Below are 21,808 nucleotides of genomic sequence, written 5' to 3'. Positions count from 1 at the left end.
TTCTCGGGGTGCCGGCAAACGGAACGTCTGCCGAAGGACAAGGTATCGCGGCCGGCCAACATGCGCTATAGGCCAGCTACGCTCCACAGCGCCGCGCGCCTGATCAGACTGGCCGGGTCGCTGCAGCACTTGTATCTCAGCAGGTTTCCTGAACCGTTCTCCGGGAATCATGCAAGTAACGATCTGGGGATTTTCGATGGCGAATACAATAAGGTTCCACGAGGGGGACATTTCCGAGACCGACGCCGCCCGTTATACGGGCGCGATCGCGATCGATACGGAAACGCTCGGCCTGGTCCCGCGTCGCGACCGCCTCTGCGTCGTGCAGCTCTCGTCGGGCGACGGGACTGCCGATGTGATCCGCATTGCCGCCGGCCAGAAACAGGCGCCGAATCTCGTCTCGATGCTCGCCGATCCGATGCGCCAGAAGATCTTCCATTTCGGCCGCTTCGACATCGCCGTGCTGTTCCATACCTTCGGCGTCACCGCGTCGCCGGTGTTCTGTACCAAGATCGCCTCGCGCCTCGCCCGCACCTATACGGACCGGCACGGCCTCAAGGACAATCTCAAGGAACTGCTCGACATCGACATTTCCAAGCAGCAGCAGTCTTCCGATTGGGCCGCCGACATTCTTTCTCCGGCGCAGCTCGAATATGCCGCATCCGACGTGCTCCACCTGCATGCGTTGCGCGACAAGCTGACGGCGCGGCTCCTGCGCGATGGCCGGATGGAACTCGCCGAGGCCTGCTTTTCGTTTCTCCCGACGCGTGCCAAGCTCGATCTGCTCGGCTGGGAGGAAACGGACATTTTCGCCCATAGCTGAGTTCTACGGCGCCCACCGGTGCGGGAGCAGGCGCCGGTTACGATAGCCTAGAGCATTTCAATGTTTCGTGGAAAAACTGAAATGCTCTAACCATTTGCTCTAACGCATTTCCGGACGGAAAACCGTTACACACTTTTCCTGGAAGTGCTCTAGCTCCTGTCCGTGTGGCCGAGATCGCGCTCGGGCTCGATCACGTCGCGAATGCGTTGCTTCAGCTCCTTGGGCCCGGGAAAGCCGCCGTCGCGCTTGCGTTCCCAGATCAACGCGCCATCGACGCGAATCTCGAAATTGCCGCCGGTCCCGGGGATGAGCGCCACTTCCCCAAGCGTGTCGGCGAAGGTCGACAGCAATTCCTGCGCCATCCATCCGGCGCGCAGCAGCCAGTTGCACTGGGTGCAATAGAGGATGGTGACGCGTGGCTTTTCGCTCATCTCGCATGTCCTGTTCACTTGGCTTTCGCGCCACAGGAAACATGGAGCAGCGTCGTCGCGCAAGCGCCGCAATCCATGCCTTCACGCATGTCTCACATAAATGTCAGCTTGAGCGGTCATGTTTTTGACGCTGAGCCCTTGTTTTCCAAAAGGCCTGAGGCAAGAGAAACCCCTGATTTGCAATGGATACGAAAGGGATTTCATGACCGATACCGCTGCCAACAATCGACCGCGCGCGATCCTGCCGGCGCTCGAAAAGATTTATCTGCCGCTCGATACTTTCGCCGAGACGTTGCTGCGCGTCGTGGCAGGCCTGCTGCTCGTCACCCACGGCTACGGCAAGATCCTCAATCCCTTCGGCGCGGCCGGCATGGTGGAGGGGCTTGGGTTCTATCCGGGCGTTTTCTGGTCGCCCCTGCTTTCGGCGACCGAGTTCTTCGGCGGCATCTTCATTGCCATCGGCTTCCTGACGCGGCCTGCTGCCTTCGCGGCGACGATCGTGCTGCTCGTCACCGTCTATTTCCACGGCATCGTCCAGGGGCAGGGCCTTGGCGGGGCGGAGAAGTCCATCCTCTGGGCGGCGATCACGCTCTTCTTTGCCGTTCGCGGCGCCAACAGCCAGTCCGTCGATGCCAAGCTCGGCCGCCAATTCTGATCTCACTCTTTGAATTGGAGCGCTTCCGGGCGACGACACATTTTGCCTGGAAGCGCTTTGAAAGCGGCCGGCTCGAGCCGGCCGCTTCGAGCAATTGCACCGGCGGCACGCTCAGCCCGCCTGCGGCATCACGCTGCGGATCGTCATACGGTGTACCTTGCCGGCCCTGTCGACCCAGTCGATCGACTGTCCGACGGAAAGGCCGATAAGCGCCGCTCCGATCGGCGTCAGTACGGAAATCTTGCCGGCTTCGATGTCGGCCTCCCCCGGATAGACGAGCCTCACTTCCTTCGCAAAACCGTTGTCGGCGTCAAAGGCGACGGTCGAGCCCATCTGTACGCTGTCTTTGGGCAGCTTGCCGGGCGCGGCGATTCGCGCGCGGTCGAGTTCGGAAAGCAGCGCCTCCGCGACTTCCGGGACACGGTCGAGCGCCGAGGAGGCGATCGCCGTCAGACGTGCATGGTCTTCGGCATTGATGACGATCGAGGGGAGCTTCTTGCGGGTTGTCTTGTCCGCCATGATGATACCTGTGCCTGGGCGCACCGCTCTGCTTGCGCCGAAAGTGAAATGTCGAGGATGATTTACGCTCGCCGCTCGGGGGTGGAGGCTTGGCCCTCCGCTCGCCGATGCGCAGGCCCCCTTACCCGGAGAGCGCACGCATCCGGGCCGGGGTCAGGTTCCTGCGATGGGGCAGACCCGGAAAGAACAGCGGAAATGGATCGCGAGCACTGGCATGGTCTGAAGGTCGGAAACTTCGCCAACGAAGTCAAGCCCGCGTCGCCACTTGAGACACCGCAGCGCCCGTGGCGATCATGGCGGATCGCGCAAGAAGATCGGAAGCCTTGAAACGCAAAGTCCGTGGCGGCGGCGCTTTTCGTCACGCGGCCCGCAGGTCGACGACGCGCGTTTCGCCTTGCTTCAGGCCGATGCGCATATTCTATGCGCGTCGACCTGATTGGAAATCACTCGTCGCTCATCTTCAGTGCGGCGATGAAGGCTTCCTGCGGGATTTCCACCTTGCCGAACTGGCGCATCCGCTTCTTGCCGGCCTTCTGCTTCTCCAGCAGCTTGCGCTTTCGGGTGGCGTCGCCGCCGTAGCACTTTGCGGTCACGTCCTTGCGCAGCGCCGAGATGGTTTCGCGGGCGATCACGTTGCCGCCGATGGCGGCCTGGATCGGGATCTTGAACATGTGCTTCGGGATCAGTTCCTTCAGCTTTTCGCACATTTCGCGGCCGCGCTTTTCCGCCGCCATCCGGTGCACCATCATCGACAGCGCGTCCACCGGCTCGCCGTTGACGAGGATCGACATCTTCACGAGATTGCCTTCCTTGTGCTCGGTGATCTGGTAGTCGAAGGAGGCGTATCCCTTGGAGATCGACTTCAGCCGATCATAGAAATCGAACACGACTTCGTTCAGCGGCAGGTCATAGGTGAGCATCGCGCGGGTGCCGACATAGGTCAGCTCGATCTGGATGCCGCGACGGTCCTGGCAGAGTTTCAGGATGCCGCCGAGATATTCGTCGGGCGTCAGGATCGTCGCGCGGATCCACGGCTCGTGGATTTCGGCGATCTTGACCACGTCCGGCATGTCGGCAGGGTTGTGAAGCTCGCGCTCCGTGCCATCGGTCATAAACAGCTTGTAGACGACCGAGGGTGCCGTCGCGATCAGATCGAGATCGAATTCGCGCTCCAGACGCTCCTGGATGATTTCGAGATGCAGGAGGCCGAGGAAGCCGCAGCGGAAACCGAAGCCGAGCGCTGCGGAGGATTCCATTTCGAAGGAGAAGGAGGCGTCGTTGAGGCGCAGCTTGCCCATGGCCGAGCGCAGGTCCTCGAAGTCGGCGGCGTCGACCGGGAAGAGGCCGCAGAACACGACCGGCTGGGCCGGCTTGAAGCCGGGCAGCGCCTTGGCCGTCGGCCGCTTGTCCTCGGTGATCGTATCGCCGACGCGGGTGTCCGCCACTTCCTTGATAGAAGCCGTGATGAACCCGATTTCGCCGGGGCCGAGCGCCTCCATGGCAACCATCTTCGGCGTCAGCACGCCGACGCGCTCCACCTGGTACTTCGCATCCGTCCCCATCATGCGGATGGTCATGCCCTTTTTCAGCGTTCCGTCGATGACGCGCACCAGAACCATGACGCCGAGATAAGCGTCGTACCAGCTGTCGACGAGCAGCGCCTTCAAGGGCGCGGCGTCGCCGCCCTCGCTCTTCGGGGCGGGCAGCCTATGGACGATCGCCTCCAGCACATCCGGAATGCCGAGACCGGTCTTGGCGGAGATCAGCACGGCGTCGGAGGCGTCGATGCCGATCACTTCCTCGATCTGCTCCTTGATCCGCTCCGGCTCGGCCGCAGGCAGGTCGATCTTGTTCAGAACGGTGACGAGCTCGTGATTGTTGTCGATCGCCTGGTAGACATTGGCGAGCGTCTGGGCTTCGACGCCTTGGCTGGCGTCGACGACGAGCAGCGAACCTTCGCAGGCTGAAAGCGAGCGCGAGACCTCGTAGGCGAAGTCGACGTGGCCGGGCGTGTCGATGAGGTTCAGCACATAGGTCTCGCCGTCGTTCGCCTTGTAGTGCAGGCGCACGGTCTGGGCCTTGATGGTGATGCCGCGTTCGCGCTCGATGTCCATGCTGTCCAGGACCTGCTCGGACATTTCTCGTTCGGCGAGGCCGCCGGTCGACTGGATCAGCCGGTCGGCAAGCGTCGATTTGCCGTGATCGATATGCGCCACGATCGAGAAGTTGCGGATATGCGACAGGGGCGTCTTGGAAGATGGTGTGCTCATGGGCCGCATATAGCAGCGCGATCAGGCGGCGCAAAGCGGGAAATGAAGGCTTCGTTCACTATAAATCCGGGCGTCTGACCGGCCGTTCCGCTCGCGCTTCCGTCTCGGCGAGTGCCGCGGCATTCGGCACCTGGGCGCTTTTGAATTCGAAGCTGTCGCAGTGCTCGGGCGGGACGCGTTCGCGCGAGCGGAGGCGAACGAGCACGAAAAGGGCGTAGAGGAGCGCCACCGTCATCGTCGCATAGATGAAGGTCCGTTGGCCGAAGGCCGGCGTCAGCAAGGTCACGAGCATCGGAACGAGGGTCGCCGCTGCCGACCAGGCGACCAGCATGGTGCTGGCGAGCGGCACGAAATCTGCCGGATCGGTGCGATCGTTGGCATGCGCATTGGCGATCGAATAGACCGTCTCGACCGCCCCCGCGAACATCGCGAAAACCAGCATGAGCAGGAGCAGGTTGTCGAAGGAGGCGGCGAGCGCAGCGATGCCCGCCGCGATGACGAGCATACAGGTGGCGATGAGGACGATCCGGCGGTCGGTGCGGTCTGAAAGGGCGCCCATCGGATACTGGATGAAGAGCAGGCCGAACTGCATGACGAACATCAATGTCGCTACGTCTTTCTGACTGACGGAATTGGCGGCGGCATAGATCGGCGTAAAGCCCTGCACCAGCATGGAGAGGCCGCCGGATGCAAGCACGCCGATGAAGGCGACCGGAGAAATCCGCCAGACCATGGGAATGTCGATGCTGACCCGGGCAGGGGCGGGCGGCGTGGGCAGGCGCGTGAGGCCGATCGGCAGGATGGCGACCGCGGTGAAGAAGATCGTGACGATCGGGGCGAGATTGCCCTCGACCGGGATTTGCCCGAAGAGCCAGGCGCCGGCGCCGAGCCCGATGACGTAGGCCATGTAGAAGAGCGCCATCGCCCGGCCGCGCCAGTGGTTCTCGCTGGCATGGTTGAGCCAGCTCTGCGTGATGATGAAATTCATGTTGGCGGCAATGCCGTAGAGGCCGCGTGCGACGACCCAAAGCAGCGGGTGGACGCCGAGGCTGATCATCAGCGCCGCGAGAATGACCAGCGCCATCGAGCAGGAAAAGGCGCGGGCGTGGCCAACGCGGCGAATGAGCGAGCCGCCCATGAGGCAGCCGATCAGCCCGCCGAAGGCAATCGCCGTCACGGCGGCTCCCGGGACCCAATCCGGCGCCGCCGAGCGCGTCAGCACGAAGGGCACATAGGCGAGCATCATGCCGTTGCCGACCGCGACCGATGTCATGGAGGCGACTATGCTCGCGATCGACAGCAGCGACGAAGGAGATCGATGCATCTGCCTGTCCTTCTGCCGATCGTATGAAGATGATCTAAATTATTGAAGTTGGATGTGTTTTAAGAATCGGCGCAGAGTTCGGACGATAAAGCAGGACCCTGACCGGCGCTGTCGTCAAAGCGGCATGCGCGAATTTATTTCTCGGTTCGATCGCCTTGACTCCATTATATGAGAAATGCAGTCTCGTATAATGGAAAATGCACTCGCCCCTCTCGAAGAGACCATCGGCATGCGCCTGCGCGAGCTGCGCATGGCGCGGGATCTGACGCTTGACGACCTGGCCGGCCGCTCCGGCGTCAGCCGCGCCATGATTTCGCGCATCGAACGCGGAGAGGCGAGCCCGACGGCGCAGCTTCTGGCGAAGCTATGCAGCGCGTTGGGCACGACGCTTTCGGCGCTTTTTGCTTCCGAGAGGGGCGAGGCCTCGCCCTTGGCCCGGCGCGCGGAGCAGCGGCTGTGGCGCGATCCAGAAAGCGGCTACCTGCGCCGTTCCGTTTCACCCGAAGGCGTCGGTTCGCCGGTCGACATCGTCGAGGTCGAGTTTCCGCCCGGCGCCCGCGTCGTCTTCGAGCGACAGCCGATGGACCGCGGCATCACCCAGCACCTCTGGCTTTTTTCCGGCCGCCTCGAACTGACGATGGAAAGCGGACGGCAGCTCTTGGAGCCGGGCGACTGCATCTTCATGGGGCTTGAAGAGGCCCACATCTTTTACAATCCCCACGAGGAACCGGCGCATTACGCCGTCATCCTCTGCCGCAACAAGGTCTGACATGCCCGACGCCGATATACGCGTGCTCACCGCAGAAGAAACCCTGGCCGCCCTGCCGGCTCTGGCCGAAATCCTCTCCGATTGCGTCGAAGGCGGCGCTTCGGTCGGCTTCATGCATCCCTTTTCGCCGCACGCCGCCGTTCAATTCTGGGAGGGCGTCGCCGCCGCCGTCGGGCGCGGCGAAACGGTTCTCCTCGCGGCCGAAGTCGATGGCCGAATGGCGGGCACCGTGCAGCTCGGCGTCGGCACCATGCCGAACCAGCCGCATCGCGCCGATGTCAGGAAACTGCTCGTCCACCGCGACGCCCGCGGTCTCGGCCTGTCGCGTTGCCTGATGGACGCAGCCGAAGCGGAAGCCCTCAGGCGCGGCAGAAGAGTCCTGGTCCTCGACACGGCGACCGGAGAGCCGGCCGAAGCGATCTACGAGCGCTTCGGCTGGACGCGCGCCGGTGTCGTTCCCGACTACGCGCTGATGCCGGACGGCCGCTATTGCGCGACGACGTTCTTCTACAAGCACCTTGCCATATAGGGCGGCTCGAATGGACCCGCCCGGTTGCCGTCGCAATCACGAAACGAAGAAGTGCGAGAGCCCCTGGCCGGCGGCAAAAGCGGCATAGCCGAGAACTGCGAAATAGACGGTGGTCGCGAACAGGAAGAAATAGCCGCCGGCCACCATCAGCCCGTCGCGTTGGATGATGCCGAGCGACAGGAGCAGGATGGCGATGCCGGGCAGCGTGTTCGACAGCGGAATCAGCCCGAGCGGAAACATGAGAAGCACGCCACCGGCCATGATCATCAGGCCGTTGAAACGGTTCATCAGGGCGCCTTCGGTCAAAAAATTGACTCGCGGGCGCACATAGCGGTCGAGCTTCGAGACCAGTGCCGCACCTTTGCGGAGCGTCGGCACGAGCTTTTCCGTGTCGATCTCCCGATCGAGGATGCGCTTCGGCAGCCAGGGCATGCGGTTGAGGGTGATCGCGAGCGAAATGAGAATGATGGCCGCCCCGAAGACGGTGCTGACACCCGGAATGGAAACAGGGATCAGGAACGGCAGGGTCAGCAGCGCGCAAAGAAGGAGGAAGCCCTGCTCGCCGATCTCGATCATCAGCTCGCGCAGCGTGATCGTATTGCCTCTGATCGACGCGATCATGCCGGTGAGCGTGTCGCTGAGGCTGCGTTGCGAATCGCCGAACTCGACCGCCATGATTTTTTCCCTTCACGATTTGCGGGCGCTCCATGCGGCGTCCACGACTCGCATTCTTTACGCCGAACCGGGCCCGGCAGACCATAGCGCCAAGCGCGTGAACCTTCGGTTAGCGGGCCCTCTGGTCAGCAATATGGCGAGGTCCGGCAGAAATGGTGCACCGCAATACTCCCGATCGGGGAAAGTAGAAGGCCCCTTCATCTTCCTGCCGCAATCGATAGTATGAACCGATCCTGAGCACCAATGGGGACAATTGATTCGATGATCAAGAAATGCGCCATCCTGGCTGTCGTGGCCGTCTATCTTTCCGGATGCACCACCACCGATCCCTATACGGGAGAACAGAAGATGTCGAACACGGCCGGAGGCGCTTTGATCGGCGCGGGTCTCGGCGCTGCGACCGGTCTTCTGGTGGGCGGCAGCGCAGCGGGCCGGCGTGATGCCGCTCTTGTCGGCGCAGGCATCGGCGCTCTCGGCGGCGGCCTGGTCGGAAACTACATGGATCAGCAGGAATCGGAACTGCGGGCGCAGCTGCAGGGCACCGGCGTTTCGGTCACCCGCGCCGGCGACCGCATCATCCTGAACATGCCGTCGAACATCACCTTCGCGACCGACCGCGACCAGGTGATTCCGGCCTTCTACCCGACCCTCGACTCGGTTGCGATCGTGCTGCGCAAGTTCAACAAGACACTGATCGACGTCGACGGTCACACCGACTCCACCGGCAGCGCCTCCTATAACCAGGGACTTTCGGAGCGGCGCGCGGCCTCGGTCGCCAACTATCTCGCCAGCCGCGGCGTCGACCAGCGCCGCATGTCGGCAGTGGGCTACGGCCTGGAGCGGCCGATTGCGTCGAACGCCACCGAAGTCGGCCGCGCCCAGAACCGCCGCGTCGAAATCTCGATCGCGCCGATCAAACAGGGCTGAACGGCTTCAACGTTATGGCGAAGGGCCGCGCGGATCGTCCGGGCGGCCTTTTCACGTTCCGATACGGCCTCACCCCTTCGGCGGATAGTCGTGCCTGTTCCCGCGGAAGTCGGTGACCGTGTAGCAGCCACCGCCTTCCGCCTCGATCGCGCTCGCGCTGACGATGGCCTTGCCGTGGCCGCCGGGAATGTCGAGGATGTAGGCGGGTTGGCAAAGGCCCGAGACGCGTCCACGCAGCGAGGCGACGAGCGCCTGGCCCTCCTCGATGGACAGCCGGAAATGGCTGGTGCCGGGCGCAAGATCCGGATGGTGCAGGTAATAGGGCTTGATCCGCGTCTCGACAAAGGCGCGCATCAGCGCGGCGAGCACGTCCGGGTCGTCGTTGACGCCCTTCAGCAGCACCGACTGGCTCACCATGACGATGCCCGCATCGATCAGCCGCGCGGCGGCGGCGCGCGCCTCGGCGGTGAGTTCCCGCGGATGGTTGGCATGAAGCGCCACATAGGTCGCCTTGCCGCTGCTCCTCAAAGCGGCGATCAGCCCCGCATCCACCCGTTCGGGCTCGACCACCGGCACGCGCGTGTGGAAGCGCACGACCTTGACGTGCTCGATTTCTGCGAGCCGCACCATGATTTCGCCAAGCCGCCGGGGCGAGAGCACCAGCGGATCGCCGCCGGTCAGGATCACCTCCCAGATTTCCGGGCGCCCGGCGATATAGGCGAGCGCCGCATCGAGTTCCGCGGGCGTGAGCGTGCCGAGACCCTCGGGGCCGACCATCTCGCGGCGGAAGCAGAAGCGGCAGTAGACCGGGCAGACATGAACCGCCTTCAGGAGCACCCGGTCCGGATAACGGTGGACGATGCCGGCAACCGGGCTGTGCGTGCCGTCGCCGATCGGATCGGCACGCTCTTCCGGCATGAGCGTGAGTTCGGCCATGTCGGGCACGAACTGCCGCGCAATCGGGTCGTTCGGATCGTCCCGGTTCACAAGGCGCGCGATTGCCGGGCTTATGGCTACGGCGTAGCGGGACGCGACACGGGAAATCGCCTCTTCCTGCTCTGGCCCAACGAGACCGGCGTCGGCGAGCTCACGCGCTGTTCTGATGGCGCGTTCCGCGGTCATGGCCTGGCCTCCGCGACGGGGGCCCAAAGAACCTGATCGATGCGGGATGCGCCCGTTGCCAGCATGACCAGACGGTCGAAGCCGAGCGCGATGCCGCTCGCCTCGGGCATGCCGGCGAGCGCCGCGAGGAAATCCTCGTCGATCGGGTAGGTCTCGCCGTAGACCCGCGCCTTTTCAGCCATTTCCAGCTCGAACCGGCGGCGCTGCTCGGCGGCATCGGTCAATTCGCCGAAGGCATTTGCGAGTTCGACGCCGCAGGCATAGAGCTCGAAACGCTCTGCCACGCGAGGGTCGCCGGCTGCAGGCCGGGCAAGTGCGGCCTCGGCGACCGGATATTCGTCGAGGATCGTGGCGCGCCCGAAGCCGAGATTGGGCTCGACCCTTTCGACGAGCACGCGGCTGAAGAGATCGGCCCAGCTATCGTCTCCGGCGACACGCAGGCCCACCTCCCGCATGGCCGCCGCGAGGCTGTCGCGGTCGGTGGAGCCGTCTTCCCGGATCGAGGCGAGAAGGTCGATCCCCGCGAAGCGCGCGAAGGCCTCGGCGACCGAGAGCCGCTCCGGCTCGGCGAAAGGATCGCACGCTCTTCCCTGATAGACGAGGGACCGCGCGGCGACTGTCTCGGCGGCGAGCGCGAGAATTCCGGCGCAGTCATTCATCAGCGTCTCGTAGCTCTCCTCGGCGCGGTACCATTCGAGCATGGTGAATTCCGGATGATGCAGCGGGCCGCGCTCGCGGTTGCGGTAGACATGGGCGAAACAGGCGATGCGCCGTTCGCCGGCGGCAATGAGCTTCTTGCAGGCGAATTCCGGAGAGGTGTGGAGATAGAGCGGCTGGACGGAGCCGTCGAGCCCAAGCGCCTCGGTCGCAAAGGCATGCAGATGCGCCTCGTTGCCCGGCGACACCTGCAGCGCTGCCGTGTCGACCTCGACGAAGCTGCGTTCGTCGAAGAACCGGCGGAGCGCCGACTGGATGCGATTGCGCCCGATCAGGAAGGGGCGCCGGTCGGCATGGACATCGGGTGTCCACCAGGGAGAAGCATGCGGCATGGTCGGTTCGGTCCAGGCTTTCTTCCGCGCGAATGCCCGCTCAGGCTGGCTATTTGCGCGAAATTAGGATAGTGGCGGCGCGAAAACTGAATTTTCGCGTCCCTTCCGGGCCGATCTCCGGCCCGCTCGTGTCGCTGATACCTCTGTTACAAGGAAGACTAATGGTCAAGGTCATCGCTTCTTCGGTCCGCAAGGGCAACGTTCTCGACGTCGACGGCAAGCTTTATGTCGTGCTCACCGCGCAGAACTTCCATCCGGGCAAGGGCACGCCGGTCACGCAGGTCGACATGCGCCGCATCTCCGACGGCGTGAAGGTCTCCGAGCGCTACCGCACGACCGAGCAGGTCGAGCGCGCCTTCGTCGAAGACCGCGAGCACACCTTCCTTTATGAAGATGGCGAAGGCTTCCACTTCATGAACCCGGAAAGCTACGACCAGCTCGTCATGAGCTCCGAAGACATCGGCGACTTGAAGGCCTATCTTCAGGAAGGCATGGCCGTGATGCTGTCGATCCACGAAGGCATTGCCATCGCCATCGACCTGCCGCGCCACGTCACTCTCGAAATCACCGAGACGGAGCCGGTCGTCAAGGGCCAGACGGCCTCCTCCTCCTACAAGCCCGCCGTGCTTTCGAACGGGGTTCGTACCCTGGTGCCGCCGCACATCCAGGCCGGCACCCGCGTCGTCATTGCGACGGAAGACGGGTCCTATGTCGAGCGCGCCAAGGACTGATCTGTCCTGACGGAGATCGAAACGGGGACGGTAGTCGATGACTGCCGTCCCCGTTCTCGTTTCACCGTTCGCTTGAAGCGGCGAAACGCTCGAAGCCTGTGAAACCGAGCGCTTCCGCACGGAAAACCGTTACACATTTTTTCTGGAAGTGCTTAGGATGCCGCCCTCCGGATCGGGATGAGAGGCGCGGCACTGCATGTTTCCATTATCGCATATGATGAAGTCGTTCATTCGCAAGGGGGCGCTCACGGTAATCGATGCCGACGGCAAGCGGCACGTCTTTGCCGGCGAGCCCGGGCCGAGCGTGACGATGCGGCTCACCGACAAGCGGCTCTATCGCAGCCTCGTCTTCAATGCCGAGCTCGCCGCCGGCGAAGCCTATATGAACGGGACCATGCGGTTCGAGGAAGGCTCGACGCTGCGGGATTTCCTGACGCTCTTTTCGATCAACCGCCTGTCACTCGGCTCCTATCCTATTCAGAAGCTGCTACGGGCGGTGAAGATGCGCTTTCGCAAGCGCCAGCAGGCCAACCCCAAGGGCAAGGCGCAGCAGAACGTCGCGCATCATTACGATCTCGGCAATGATTTCTACAAGCTCTTCCTCGACGAAAACATGCTCTATTCCTGCGCCTATTTCCGCGAGCCGCACGAGACTTTGGAGGCTGCGCAACGAAATAAGCTGAGGCTGCTTGCGGCAAAGCTCTGTCTGAAGCCGGGCATGAGGGTACTCGACATCGGCTGCGGCTGGGGAGATCTCGCCCTCTATCTCGCCTCGCTCGAAGACGTCGAGGTGCTGGGTGTGACCCTTTCCAAGGAACAGCAGGCGCTCGCCTCCGAGCGGGCACGTGCGGCCGGAATGGCGGACCGCGTGCGCTTCGAACTCAAGGACTACCGCGACGTCGAGGGGCCGTTCGACCGGATCGTTTCGGTCGGCATGTTCGAGCATGTCGGCGTCCATCACTATGACGAGTTCTTCAAGAAACTGAATGCGTTGATGCCGGATGACGGGCTGGCCGTGCTCCATTCGATCGGCCATATGAGCCCGCCCGGCATGGCGAGCGCCTGGCTCCGCAAATACATCTTCCCCGGCGCCTATTCCCCGGCATTGTCGGAGGTCTTCGAGGTGGTCGAACGCAACAGCCTTTGGGTGACCGATCTCGAATTCCTGCGCGTGCATTATGCTACGACGCTCGCCCATTGGGGCGCGCGTTTCGACGAGAATCGCGACAAGGTGGTGGCGATGTACGACGAGCGCTTCGCCCGCATGTGGGAGTTCTACCTGATCAGCGCGGAAATGATGTTCCGCACCGGCAGCCAGCTCGTCTTCCATATGCAGCTGTCGCGATCACGCGACGCGGCGCCGATCGTTCGTGATTACATCACCGATCTGCAGCGCACCTATATCGAGAAGGAAAAGGCGCTCGATCTGGCGGTTTGACTCAACCTCAGGGTTGCCCCTTCCAATCCCTCCCCACAAGGGGAGGGGGCGAGTGCGCGCCGCGAAGATGGACGCGTTGCCGCCGATCCACCGCCTTGACGCCTCACGCATCGGCGCTTATTTAGAATTATTCTAAAGAAGGTCTTGCGATGCTCTCCCGGCTTTTCTCCCGTTACAAACGTCCGTTCCTGTCCTTGAGCGAACAGGAAATCCTTGCCCTCGCCATATCCTCGGAAGAGGACGATGGACGCATCTATCTCGCCTATGCCGACGCTCTGCGCCAAAAATATCCCCATTCCGCAAGGGTCTTCGAGGAAATGGCGGAGGAGGAGAGCCACCACCGCCAGGCCTTGATCGACCTGCACGTCGCCCGTTTCGGCAACCGCATCCCGCTCGTTCGGCGCGAACACGTGCGCGATTTTCCGGAGCGCAAGCCCGATTGGCTGATCGCCGAGATGCCGATCGAAAAGGCGCGCGCCGAAGCCGAGGCGATGGAGGAGGCGGCGCACCGGTTTTACGTCGAGGCTGCGGCGCGCACGCAGGACGCGGCGACGCGCAAGCTCTTGGGCGATCTGGCGATTGCCGAGAAGTCGCATGAATCGCTCGCCCGCCGGCTCGGTGAGGAGCATACGCCCGTGGACGTGCGCGACGAGGAAGATGAGACCTCACGCCGCCAGTTCATACTCACCTATGTGCAGCCGGGCCTCGCGGGACTGATGGATGGCTCCGTTTCGACGCTCGCGCCGATCTTCGCCGCAGCCTTCGCCACGCAGGATACATGGCAGACCTTTCTCGTCGGTCTGTCGGCCTCCGTCGGCGCAGGCATATCGATGGGTTTCACCGAGGCGGCGCATGATGACGGCAAGCTTTCCGGCCGCGGCTCGCCGGTCAAGCGCGGGCTTGCCTCGGGCATCATGACGGCACTCGGCGGTCTCGGCCACGCTCTGCCCTATCTCATTCCGCATTTCTGGACCGCGACAATGACGGCAGCGGCAATCGTCTTCTTCGAACTATGGGCAATCGCCTTCATCCAGAATCGCTATATGGAAACGCCCTTCCTGAGGGCCGCCTTCCAGGTGGTGCTCGGTGGCGGCCTGGTTCTTGCCGCCGGCATCGTCATCGGGAATGCTTAGAGCATTTCAATGTTTCGTAGAAACACTGAAGCGCTCTACCCATTTGAACCAACGCACTTCCGGACGGAAACCCGTTAGACACTTTTCCTGGAAGTGCTCTGGAGTCGTGCTCGTTACAGCGAGCAGCGGCACCGCGTCTGCGGCGCGGTGATGAGCTCTTTCAGCCCAAGGACCTGGTCTGGCTGGATTCCTGTGACGAGCACAGGAAGGAGGAGTTTCGGGGACGGCACGCGTTACCACGACGCCCGCTTTGGGTATCTGAGGATTTCACCGACACGCGTAAAAAAGGCCGCAGGATGCGGCCTTTTTGAAAGGAACCGTTCGACGGGATCAGTTTCCGACGGAACCGACGAGCACTTCCCCGCCATTGTCGATGGTGACCCAACGGCCGCTGTGGGTCGTCGCCTGCCGCTTGAGGAAGCGGTAGGGCGTGTGCGTCCACAGCTTCACCCCATCGTCGAGATTGTCGAGAACGAAGTCGCCCTGCGCTGTGCGTACCGTCAGCACCGCATGGCCTTCGCCATCCGGCTTGCGCACCACCGTCATCAGCAGGTTGCCGGCGGAGAAGCCCTTCTGCATGAGGCGTCTGCGCTTTTCGAGCGCGAAGTCCTCGCAATCGCCCTGTCTCCCCGGATAGGACCACACCTCGTCCCGGCCGGTAAGCTCGATGTCTGTTACCGGCGCGATCTGCCGGTTGACGGAAGCGTTGACCTGGCGAATGGCAGCCCAGCCGCCGGCGGTGACACGCGGCGGCACCGTCGCCTTCGAACGGACGCTGCACTCGCCCCTGTGCTTCTGACAGAACTCGTAATGCCCGATCGGCTGCGAGGTCACCGCGCCGGTCTGCATCCAGGGAGTAGCTCCCGCCTGTGCGGGAATTGCCGTGTTCGTGGAGATGAAAAGCGCACACAGCGCCGCGAAACTTGCCTTAACCCCGGTCCAAGACTGCATACAGATCCCCTGCAACGCGCCCGCATCCGTACCTTCCGGATCGATCCGCGCAATCAAAAGTTGTCGACAGCTTTATTAGGAATTTCCCCTGCGCTGCTCTAATCGTTAATAAAGAGTTAATATACTCCGCTTGTCGGAGTCAATCGCCTGATTCGGACTAGTCCGTTTTATGGTTAAGGCTCGCGGCAGACGGACGCAGAAGCCCGCCAGCGCAGGGGTTTGGCTGTGCGTTGCGAAGCAATTTCAGGGAATTTTGATTAGGCCGGATGGACTAGTCGTGCGCTCAGGCCTTGGTCAGCATGGCGTCGATCGCCTGTTTCAATTTGGCAATGTCCTCCTCGCGGGACAACCGGTGGTCGCCATCGCGGATCAGGGTCATGACGACGTCGTCAGCCGGCATGTGCTCCATCAGTTTGAGGGCATGCGTGTAGGGGACGTCCGGATCGCGCATGCCCTGGAGAATGTGCACCGGGCAGCCGGTTTCGATCGGCCCTTTCATGACGAGGTTGTTGCGGCCATCCTCGATCAGCGCGCGGGTGAAAACATTGGGTTCGGGGCTGTATTCCGATGGCTCTTCGAAATAACCCCGTTCGGCGAGCGAGGTCCTTTCGGCATCGGTAAGATTGGGCTCGATGAGCTCGGCGGTGAAGTCGGGGGCCGGGGCGATCAGCACGAGTCCGCAGAGGCGGCCGACCCCACCCTCCCCGAGGCGGGCGCGGCTTTTGAGCTTCTCGGCAAGGCGCAGCGCGACCCAGGCACCCATGGAGGAACCGATCAGGATCATGCGCGCCGTCGCGGCGTGATCGATCACGGCAAGACTCTCCTCGACCCAGCGCGAGATCGTGCCGTCCCTGTAGTCGCCGTCCGACGCGCCGTGGCCCGAATAGTCGAAGCGAATGCAGTCGGTGCCGGCCTCGCGCGCGTGCCGCTCGACCTCCACCGCCTTCGTTCCGGTCATGTCGGATCGGTAGCCGCCGAGCCAGACGAGCGCCGGATGGCCTGGATGCTGCCGGTCTTTCAATTGGACATCCGACGGATTTCCGGCGCGGAAGATACGCATGGCGATGCTTCTGGCCGCATCTCCCGTTCCCACTTCGATCCGCGTGATCTCGGTTTCAGCCGGCGTGGTCGACATCGAGTAACTCCCTGAAGGCCTGATAATGACGGATTTCCTTCTAAAACAGATTCTTTCGGGCATCGACAGAGGATGATTTTCATTGCGGGCCATGCTATTGACTCTGGAGCCGCAATTCACACATTGCCGTCAGTGACTGTTTCAAGCGCTTCTGTTTGAGATCGCGCTGACCGTTTGACCGAATATTTACTATCAATAGCTCGAGGAGAGTACGACCATTCGCAGACCCTTCAAAGCGGACGCTCCAGTCAAGGAAGGACCGCGCGCAAACAAGGAAATCCGGGTCCCCCGGGTTCAGCTTATCGATGCCGAAGGCCAGAACTTGGGCAGCATTCCGATCGACCAGGCGCTCCGCATGGCGGACGAGGCCGGTCTCGACCTCGTAGAGATCGCACCGAACTCCGATCCGCCGGTGTGCAAGATCCTCGACCTCGGCAAGCTGAAATACGCGAACCAGAAGAAAGCCGCCGAGGCGCGCAAGAAGCAGAAGATCGTCGAGATCAAGGAAATCAAGATGCGCCCCAACATCGACACCCATGATTATGAGGTGAAGATGAAGGCCATGAACCGCTTCTTCGAGGAAGGCGACAAGGTCAAGGTGACGCTGAAGTTCCGCGGCCGCGAAATGGCCCACCAGGAACTCGGCATGAAACTTCTGATGCAGGTCAAGGACGACACCCAGGAAATCGCCAAGGTGGAAGCCGAACCCAAGCTCGAAGGCCGCCAGATGATGATGGTTCTTGCGCCGAAGTGATCGGCGGAGCCTGACAGACCAGACACGCTTGGTGAAGCCGCCCCGGGAAGTTCGTGGGGCGGCTTTCCTTTTTGGGAAAGCTTACGCGAGCGACCTCCGGACCGCTTGCCTTTTCCGGGATGTGCGGTTATAAGCCCCCGTCCGAACGGTCCGGCAGGGCATGCCGTGGCCGTTCTTAACGCTGGAAATGGGCTTCGTCTGCCTGTTTCGCATATCAAGAACAATGGAGTAGCAAAATGCCCAAGATGAAGACGAAATCGTCTGCCAAAAAGCGGTTCAAAATCACCGCAACCGGCAAAGTTCGAGCTGCTGCTGCTGGCAAGCGCCACGGCATGATCAAGCGGTCCAACAAGTTCATTCGCGACGCGCGCGGAACCATGGTTCTCGCTGAGCCCGATGGCAAGAAGGTCGTCAAGAACTACCTGCCTAACGGTCTTTAAGACGTCTGGCGATTTGGATTTTAAGGAGATCATGACATGGCACGTGTAAAACGCGGCGTAACCTCCCACGCCAAGCACAAGAAGACGCTCAAGGCCGCCAAGGGCTTCTACGGCCGCCGCAAGAACACCATCCGCGCCGCCAAGGCAGCGGTGGATCGTTCCAAGCAGTTTGCTTACCGCGACCGCAAGGTCAACAAGCGCAATTTCCGCGCGCTCTGGATCCAGCGCATCAACGCTGCCGTCCGCGAATTCGGCCTTACCTACGGCCGCTTCATCGACGGTCTGAACAAGGCCGGTATCGAAGTCGATCGCAAGGTCCTGTCCGACATGGCAATCCATGAGCCGGCAGCATTCGGCGCCCTGGTCGAAGCTTCCAAGAAGGCGCTCGCCTATCTCAAGGAAGCCGGCACGGCAAACGAGTTTGAAAGCGCTGTCCGTTAAGCCAGCGTTTTCCCAAGACCGTTTCTGAAATTGTTGGGAAACCCGCGCTGGCAGGGCTGGCGCGGGTTTTTCTTGTTCGGCTCGCGGCGCGATCCTACCGCCGAAGTGTCGAACCGATACACGAACCGCATCGAGGCAGGACAGAATGAGCGAACTGGAAACATTGGAACGGACCTTGCTGGCGGAAATCGCCGCCGCCGCCGACGAGGGGGCGATCGAGGCGGTGCGCGTCGGCGCGCTCGGCAAGAAGGGATCGATCTCGGAACTGCTGAAGACGCTCGGTTCGATGAGCCCGGAGGAGCGCCAGACCCGCGGCGCGCGCATCAATGCGCTGAAGAACACGGTGACGGAGGCGATCTCCGCCCGCAAGACGGCGCTCAAGGACGCGGCGATCGCCGAACGGCTGGCGCGCGAGACGGTGGACATCAGCCTGCCCGTCCGGTCCTCGCCGGCCGAGCGCGGCCGCATCCATCCGATCAGCCAGATCGTCGACGAGATCACCGCGATCTTCGGCGACATGGGTTTCTCGATTGCCGAGGGGCCGGATATCGAGACCGACTACTACAACTTCACGGCCCTGAACTTCCCCGAAGGTCATCCGGCCCGCGAGATGCACGACACCTTCTTCTTCGCGCCCGACGAGAAGGGTGAGCGCAAGGTGCTGCGCACGCACACCTCGCCGGTGCAGATACGCACGATGGAGGCCGGGCAGCCGCCGATTCGCATCATCATTCCGGGCAAGACCTACCGCCAGGATTCCGACGCGACCCACTCGCCGATGTTTCATCAGGTGGAAGGTCTCGTCATCGACAGGACGGCGAATGTCGCCAATATGCGTTGGGTGCTCGAGGAATTCTGCAAGGCCTTCTTCGAGGTCGATCAGGTGACGATGCGTTTCCGCCCGTCCTTCTTCCCGTTCACGGAACCCTCCTTCGAGGTCGACATCCAGTGCGACCGCTCCGGCCCGATCGTCAAGTTCGGCGAGGGCAAGGACTGGATGGAGATTCTCGGCTGCGGCATGGTGCATCCGAACGTGCTCAGGGCCGGCGGCCTCGATCCGGACGAATATCAAGGCTTCGCCTGGGGCATGGGGCTCGATCGCATCGCCATGCTGAAATACGGCATGCCCGACCTGCGCGACTTCTTCAATGCCGATGTCCGCTGGATGACCCATTACGGCTTCCGCCCGCTCGACATGCCGACGCTCTTCGGCGGCCTCTCGGCGTGACCCGCGCAGAAAATCAAGGACACAGGTGACATCATGAAGTTCACGCTTTCCTGGCTGAAGGACCATCTGGAAACCGACGCCTCGCTCGAGGAAATCTGCGCCCGCCTGACGATGATCGGGCTGGAAGTCGAGGATGTCGACGACAAGGCGGCGTTCAAGCCCTTCGTCATCGCCAGGGTGATCTCCGCCGAGCAGCACCCGAATGCCGACAAGCTCAGAGTGCTGATGGTCGACACCGGCTCCGGCGAGCCGGTGCAGGTCGTCTGCGGCGCGCCGAACGCGCGCAAGGGCCTCGTCGGTGCCTTTGCCGCGCCCGGCACCCATGTGCCCGGCATCGGCGTGACGCTCTCCGTCGGCAACATCCGTGGCGTCGAAAGCCGCGGCATGATGTGCTCGGAAAAGGAGCTGGAGATCTCCGACGACCACACCGGCATCATCGATCTGCCCGAGAACGCGCCGGTCGGCACCAGCTATGCGACCTATGCCGGCCTCGACGACCCGGTCATCGAGATAAACCTGACCCCGAACCGGCCGGATTGCACCAGCGTCCACGGCATTGCCCGCGATCTCGCGGCATCCGGTCTCGGCACCTTGAAGGCGCGGCCGGCGCCGTCCTTCGCGGTGGAAGGCGAGACGCCCGTCAAGGTCCGCCTCGATCTCGGTGAGGACAGGCATCTCTGCCCCAGCTTCGCGCTTCGCCTCGTGCGCGGCGTGAAGAACGGCCCGAGCCCCGCCTGGATGCGCCAGCGGCTGACTGCCATCGGCCTCCGCCCGATCAACGCGCTGGTCGATATCACCAATTACCTGACCTTCGACCAGGGCCGGCCGCTGCATGTCTTCGACGCGGCGAAGGTCGAGGGCAACCTGACGGTCCGCCGTGCCAGGGAAGGCGAAAAGGTGCTGGCGCTCGATACGCGCGAATACACGCTGTCGCCCGCCAATGTGGTGATCGCCGACGAAGAAGGCGTCGAGTCGATCGGCGGCATCATGGGCGGCGAGCATTCCGGCTGTGACGAGGCGACGACCGACGTGCTGATCGAATCGGCGCTCTGGGATCCGATGAACATCGCCAAGACCGGCCGCACGCTCGGCATCATCACCGATGCGCGCTACCGCTTCGAGCGCGGCGTCGATCCGGAATACATGGCGCCTGGCCTCGAACGGGCGACCGAACTGGTGCTGGAGCTCTGCGGTGGTACCGCGGCCAAGATGGACGTCGTCGGTTATGAGGGCCACGAGCCCAAGTCCCTCGATTTCCCGGTCTCGGAGGTCAAGCGCCTGACCGGCCTCGAGGTCTCCTCCGAGGAGAGCGTTTCCATCCTCAGGAAGCTCGGCTTCGGCGTCGAGGGCTCCGGCGAACGTCTGACGGTAACCGTCCCCTCCTGGCGGCCGGACATCGACGGCAAGGCGGACCTCGTAGAGGAGGTCATGCGCATCCATGGCGTCGACAACATCGTCGCCGCGCCGCTTGCAAGCCACAATGCCGTCAACGGCAAGATCCTGACGGTGCTGCAGATCCGCACGCGTCAGGCGCGGCGTGCGCTCGCAAGCCGCGGCATGCTCGAAGCCGTCACCTGGTCCTTCATCCCGGAAGAGCATGCAAAACTCTTCGGCGGCGGCCGGCCGGAACTGAAGCTGGCCAATCCGATCGCCGCCGACATGTCGGACATGCGGCCGTCGCTCCTGCCGGGCCTCCTGGCCGCGGCGCAGCGCAATGCCGACAAGGGCTACGGCGATGTCGCGATCTTCGAGGTTTCCGGCATCTATGAGGGCGACACGCCCGAGGCGCAGCGCCGCGTCGCCGGCGGCATCCGCCGCGGCACCGCGTCGCTCAACGGCACCGGCCGGTCGTGGTCGAACGCCGTAAAGGGCGGCGGCAAGCCGGTCGATGTTTTCGACGCGAAGGCCGATGCCATCGCCGTGCTCGAGGCCTGCGGCGTGCCGATGGCCAATGTCCAGTTCGAAGCCGGCGGTCCCGCCTGGTATCACCCCGGCCGCTCGGCAACGATCAAGCTGGGCCCGAAGATCGTGCTCGGCGCTTTCGGGGAGTTCCACCCGAAGACCTTGGACGCCCTCGACGTCTCCGGGCCGCTTTCAGGCTTCGAGATCTATATCGATGCCATGCCGGAGCCGAAGAAGAAGACGACCCGCACCAAGCCGGCACTGGAGCTTTCGCCCTTCCAGGCAGTCAAACGCGACTTTGCCTTCGTCGTAGACAAGGCGGTCGAGGCCGCTGCGATCGTCAGGGCCGCGTCCGGCGCCGACCGCAAACTGGTTGCGGCCGTCAACGTCTTCGACGTCTTCGAAGGCGCATCTCTCGGCGAGGGCAGGAAGTCGGTAGCGATCGAGGTAACGATCCAGCCGGTAGAGCGCACGCTGACCGATGAGGATTTCGAGGCGCTGACCTCGCGCATCGTCGCCAACGTGGCAAAGAGCACCGGGGGCGTGCTGCGCGCTTGATGAA

Annotated in this window: 22 protein-coding genes; 13 read left to right on the top strand and 9 right to left on the bottom strand. The window is 62.9% G+C overall.

Features of this window, described 5'->3' with window-relative positions; genetic code table 11:
• Window positions 1-196 precede the first annotated feature (196 nt).
• Window positions 197-823 carry a ribonuclease D gene (locus ACFHWW_RS01905; RefSeq protein WP_379937128.1) on the top strand — a complete coding sequence of 209 codons (627 nt, stop codon included), beginning with the start codon at window positions 197-199 and terminating at the stop codon, window positions 821-823.
• A 149-nt stretch (window positions 824-972) separates the two neighbouring features.
• On the opposite strand, the gene ACFHWW_RS01900 is transcribed toward ACFHWW_RS01905, so the two are convergent.
• The gene (locus ACFHWW_RS01900; RefSeq protein ID WP_004435540.1) at window positions 973-1,254 is read right to left on the bottom strand and encodes a SelT/SelW/SelH family protein; all 282 of its coding nucleotides are present in this window, start codon (window positions 1,252-1,254) and stop codon (window positions 973-975) included.
• 202 nt (window positions 1,255-1,456) lie between these two features.
• Here ACFHWW_RS01900 and ACFHWW_RS01895 point away from each other — a divergent pair, with 202 nt between their 5' ends.
• On the top strand, window positions 1,457-1,909 hold the full coding sequence (locus ACFHWW_RS01895; protein ID WP_379937127.1) for a DoxX family protein: 453 nt from the start codon (window positions 1,457-1,459) through the stop codon (window positions 1,907-1,909).
• Window positions 1,910-2,020: 111 nt separating this feature from the next.
• Here ACFHWW_RS01895 and rnk read toward each other — a convergent pair whose 3' ends face one another.
• The 3 genes from rnk to ACFHWW_RS01880 form a co-directional block, all read right to left on the bottom strand.
• On the bottom strand, window positions 2,021-2,428 hold the full coding sequence (gene rnk / locus ACFHWW_RS01890) for a nucleoside diphosphate kinase regulator (RefSeq protein ID WP_018093881.1): 408 nt from the start codon (window positions 2,426-2,428) through the stop codon (window positions 2,021-2,023).
• 443 nt (window positions 2,429-2,871) lie between these two features.
• Window positions 2,872-4,707 (bottom strand): translation elongation factor 4, encoded by a 1,836-nt coding sequence (gene lepA / locus ACFHWW_RS01885; protein ID WP_275596962.1) that lies wholly within the window; start codon window positions 4,705-4,707, stop codon window positions 2,872-2,874.
• Between the two features lie 49 nt (window positions 4,708-4,756).
• Window positions 4,757-6,022, bottom strand: a complete 1,266-nt coding sequence (locus tag ACFHWW_RS01880; protein WP_379937126.1) for an MFS transporter — start codon at window positions 6,020-6,022, stop codon at window positions 4,757-4,759.
• 190 nt (window positions 6,023-6,212) lie between these two features.
• Here ACFHWW_RS01880 and ACFHWW_RS01875 point away from each other — a divergent pair, with 190 nt between their 5' ends.
• Together ACFHWW_RS01875 and ACFHWW_RS01870 are read left to right on the top strand one after the other, a co-directional pair.
• A complete protein-coding gene (locus ACFHWW_RS01875) occupies window positions 6,213-6,791 on the top strand; it encodes a helix-turn-helix domain-containing protein (protein WP_379937125.1) in 579 nt (192 codons plus the stop codon).
• Window position 6,792: 1 nt separating this feature from the next.
• Window positions 6,793-7,320 carry a GNAT family N-acetyltransferase gene (locus tag ACFHWW_RS01870; protein WP_379937124.1) on the top strand — a complete coding sequence of 176 codons (528 nt, stop codon included), beginning with the start codon at window positions 6,793-6,795 and terminating at the stop codon, window positions 7,318-7,320.
• A 36-nt stretch (window positions 7,321-7,356) separates the two neighbouring features.
• Here the strand turns inward: ACFHWW_RS01870 and ACFHWW_RS01865 are convergent, their stop codons facing one another.
• The gene (locus tag ACFHWW_RS01865; RefSeq protein ID WP_100669845.1) at window positions 7,357-7,995 is read right to left on the bottom strand and encodes an exopolysaccharide biosynthesis protein; all 639 of its coding nucleotides are present in this window, start codon (window positions 7,993-7,995) and stop codon (window positions 7,357-7,359) included.
• 261 nt (window positions 7,996-8,256) lie between these two features.
• Here ACFHWW_RS01865 and ACFHWW_RS01860 point away from each other — a divergent pair, with 261 nt between their 5' ends.
• Window positions 8,257-8,922: an OmpA family protein gene (locus tag ACFHWW_RS01860; RefSeq protein WP_033047230.1), complete on the top strand. Its 666-nt coding sequence runs from the start codon at window positions 8,257-8,259 to the stop codon at window positions 8,920-8,922.
• A 69-nt stretch (window positions 8,923-8,991) separates the two neighbouring features.
• Here ACFHWW_RS01860 and ACFHWW_RS01855 read toward each other — a convergent pair whose 3' ends face one another.
• A complete protein-coding gene (locus tag ACFHWW_RS01855) occupies window positions 8,992-10,044 on the bottom strand; it encodes a lysine-2,3-aminomutase-like protein (RefSeq protein WP_100669844.1) in 1,053 nt (350 codons plus the stop codon).
• Complete coding sequence (epmA, locus tag ACFHWW_RS01850; RefSeq protein ID WP_379937123.1) at window positions 10,041-11,093, bottom strand: EF-P lysine aminoacylase EpmA; 1,053 nt, start codon at window positions 11,091-11,093, stop codon at window positions 10,041-10,043. The genes ACFHWW_RS01855 and epmA overlap by 4 nt, the downstream gene beginning before the upstream one ends.
• Before the next feature lie 161 nt (window positions 11,094-11,254).
• Between epmA and efp the strand changes: the two genes are divergently transcribed.
• The 3 genes from efp (at window position 11,255) to mbfA (ending at window position 14,395) form a co-directional block, all read left to right on the top strand.
• Window positions 11,255-11,824, top strand: coding sequence for an elongation factor P (efp, locus tag ACFHWW_RS01845; RefSeq protein ID WP_004435501.1), 570 nt, complete (start codon window positions 11,255-11,257; stop codon window positions 11,822-11,824).
• 196 nt (window positions 11,825-12,020) lie between these two features.
• Entirely contained in the window at window positions 12,021-13,262 is a 1,242-nt protein-coding gene (gene cfa1 / locus ACFHWW_RS01840; RefSeq protein WP_379937122.1) for a cyclopropane-fatty-acyl-phospholipid synthase, read from the top strand.
• Between the two features lie 149 nt (window positions 13,263-13,411).
• Window positions 13,412-14,395 carry an iron exporter MbfA gene (mbfA, locus tag ACFHWW_RS01835; RefSeq protein WP_379937121.1) on the top strand — a complete coding sequence of 328 codons (984 nt, stop codon included), beginning with the start codon at window positions 13,412-13,414 and terminating at the stop codon, window positions 14,393-14,395.
• A gap of 330 nt (window positions 14,396-14,725) precedes the next feature.
• On the opposite strand, the gene ACFHWW_RS01830 is transcribed toward mbfA, so the two are convergent.
• Together ACFHWW_RS01830 and ACFHWW_RS01825 are read right to left on the bottom strand one after the other, a co-directional pair.
• Window positions 14,726-15,346 carry a transglutaminase-like cysteine peptidase gene (locus ACFHWW_RS01830; protein ID WP_026168499.1) on the bottom strand — a complete coding sequence of 207 codons (621 nt, stop codon included), beginning with the start codon at window positions 15,344-15,346 and terminating at the stop codon, window positions 14,726-14,728.
• Window positions 15,347-15,629: 283 nt separating this feature from the next.
• Window positions 15,630-16,481, bottom strand: coding sequence for a carboxylesterase (locus ACFHWW_RS01825; protein WP_100669842.1), 852 nt, complete (start codon window positions 16,479-16,481; stop codon window positions 15,630-15,632).
• 217 nt (window positions 16,482-16,698) lie between these two features.
• Here ACFHWW_RS01825 and infC point away from each other — a divergent pair, with 217 nt between their 5' ends.
• The 5 genes from infC (at window position 16,699) to pheT (ending at window position 21,804) form a co-directional block, all read left to right on the top strand.
• Entirely contained in the window at window positions 16,699-17,235 is a 537-nt protein-coding gene (gene infC, locus ACFHWW_RS01820; RefSeq protein ID WP_014527030.1) for a translation initiation factor IF-3, read from the top strand.
• Between the two features lie 236 nt (window positions 17,236-17,471).
• The gene (gene rpmI / locus ACFHWW_RS01815; RefSeq protein WP_004435490.1) at window positions 17,472-17,675 is read left to right on the top strand and encodes a 50S ribosomal protein L35; all 204 of its coding nucleotides are present in this window, start codon (window positions 17,472-17,474) and stop codon (window positions 17,673-17,675) included.
• A gap of 36 nt (window positions 17,676-17,711) precedes the next feature.
• Entirely contained in the window at window positions 17,712-18,116 is a 405-nt protein-coding gene (rplT, locus tag ACFHWW_RS01810; RefSeq protein WP_004435481.1) for a 50S ribosomal protein L20, read from the top strand.
• A gap of 145 nt (window positions 18,117-18,261) precedes the next feature.
• Window positions 18,262-19,344, top strand: a complete 1,083-nt coding sequence (pheS, locus tag ACFHWW_RS01805; RefSeq protein ID WP_100669841.1) for a phenylalanine--tRNA ligase subunit alpha — start codon at window positions 18,262-18,264, stop codon at window positions 19,342-19,344.
• Window positions 19,345-19,377: 33 nt separating this feature from the next.
• A complete protein-coding gene (gene pheT, locus ACFHWW_RS01800; protein ID WP_379937118.1) occupies window positions 19,378-21,804 on the top strand; it encodes a phenylalanine--tRNA ligase subunit beta in 2,427 nt (808 codons plus the stop codon).
• Window positions 21,805-21,808: the final 4 nt, after the last annotated feature.

Source organism: Sinorhizobium sp. P24N7 (genome assembly GCF_042436655.1).
In the GTDB taxonomy this organism is placed as follows: Bacteria; Pseudomonadota; Alphaproteobacteria; order Rhizobiales; family Rhizobiaceae; genus Sinorhizobium; species Sinorhizobium meliloti_A.
This window is presented reverse-complemented; position numbering and strand designations above follow the sequence as displayed.

Excerpts from the sequence above, each read along its gene's own strand:
- ACFHWW_RS01900 (WP_004435540.1), bottom strand. The coding sequence starts at position 1,254 with ATGAGCGAAAAGCCACGCGTCACCATCCTCTATTGCACCCAGTGCAAC.
- ACFHWW_RS01875 (WP_379937125.1), top strand. The coding sequence starts at position 6,213 with ATGGAAAATGCACTCGCCCCTCTCGAAGAGACCATCGGCATGCGCCTG.
- cfa1 (WP_379937122.1), top strand. The coding sequence starts at position 12,021 with ATGTTTCCATTATCGCATATGATGAAGTCGTTCATTCGCAAGGGGGCG.
- pheT (WP_379937118.1), top strand. The coding sequence starts at position 19,378 with ATGAAGTTCACGCTTTCCTGGCTGAAGGACCATCTGGAAACCGACGCC.
- ACFHWW_RS01830 (WP_026168499.1), bottom strand. The coding sequence starts at position 15,346 with ATGCAGTCTTGGACCGGGGTTAAGGCAAGTTTCGCGGCGCTGTGTGCG.
- ACFHWW_RS01905 (WP_379937128.1), top strand. The coding sequence starts at position 197 with ATGGCGAATACAATAAGGTTCCACGAGGGGGACATTTCCGAGACCGAC.
- lepA (WP_275596962.1), bottom strand. The coding sequence starts at position 4,707 with ATGCGGCCCATGAGCACACCATCTTCCAAGACGCCCCTGTCGCATATC.
- efp (WP_004435501.1), top strand. The coding sequence starts at position 11,255 with ATGGTCAAGGTCATCGCTTCTTCGGTCCGCAAGGGCAACGTTCTCGAC.
- ACFHWW_RS01895 (WP_379937127.1), top strand. The coding sequence starts at position 1,457 with ATGACCGATACCGCTGCCAACAATCGACCGCGCGCGATCCTGCCGGCG.
- rplT (WP_004435481.1), top strand. The coding sequence starts at position 17,712 with ATGGCACGTGTAAAACGCGGCGTAACCTCCCACGCCAAGCACAAGAAG.
- pheS (WP_100669841.1), top strand. The coding sequence starts at position 18,262 with ATGAGCGAACTGGAAACATTGGAACGGACCTTGCTGGCGGAAATCGCC.
- ACFHWW_RS01825 (WP_100669842.1), bottom strand. The coding sequence starts at position 16,481 with ATGTCGACCACGCCGGCTGAAACCGAGATCACGCGGATCGAAGTGGGA.
- rnk (WP_018093881.1), bottom strand. The coding sequence starts at position 2,428 with ATGGCGGACAAGACAACCCGCAAGAAGCTCCCCTCGATCGTCATCAAT.
- ACFHWW_RS01880 (WP_379937126.1), bottom strand. The coding sequence starts at position 6,022 with ATGCATCGATCTCCTTCGTCGCTGCTGTCGATCGCGAGCATAGTCGCC.
- ACFHWW_RS01865 (WP_100669845.1), bottom strand. The coding sequence starts at position 7,995 with ATGGCGGTCGAGTTCGGCGATTCGCAACGCAGCCTCAGCGACACGCTC.
- ACFHWW_RS01860 (WP_033047230.1), top strand. The coding sequence starts at position 8,257 with ATGATCAAGAAATGCGCCATCCTGGCTGTCGTGGCCGTCTATCTTTCC.
- ACFHWW_RS01855 (WP_100669844.1), bottom strand. The coding sequence starts at position 10,044 with ATGACCGCGGAACGCGCCATCAGAACAGCGCGTGAGCTCGCCGACGCC.
- rpmI (WP_004435490.1), top strand. The coding sequence starts at position 17,472 with ATGCCCAAGATGAAGACGAAATCGTCTGCCAAAAAGCGGTTCAAAATC.
- epmA (WP_379937123.1), bottom strand. The coding sequence starts at position 11,093 with ATGCCGCATGCTTCTCCCTGGTGGACACCCGATGTCCATGCCGACCGG.
- mbfA (WP_379937121.1), top strand. The coding sequence starts at position 13,412 with ATGCTCTCCCGGCTTTTCTCCCGTTACAAACGTCCGTTCCTGTCCTTG.
- ACFHWW_RS01870 (WP_379937124.1), top strand. The coding sequence starts at position 6,793 with ATGCCCGACGCCGATATACGCGTGCTCACCGCAGAAGAAACCCTGGCC.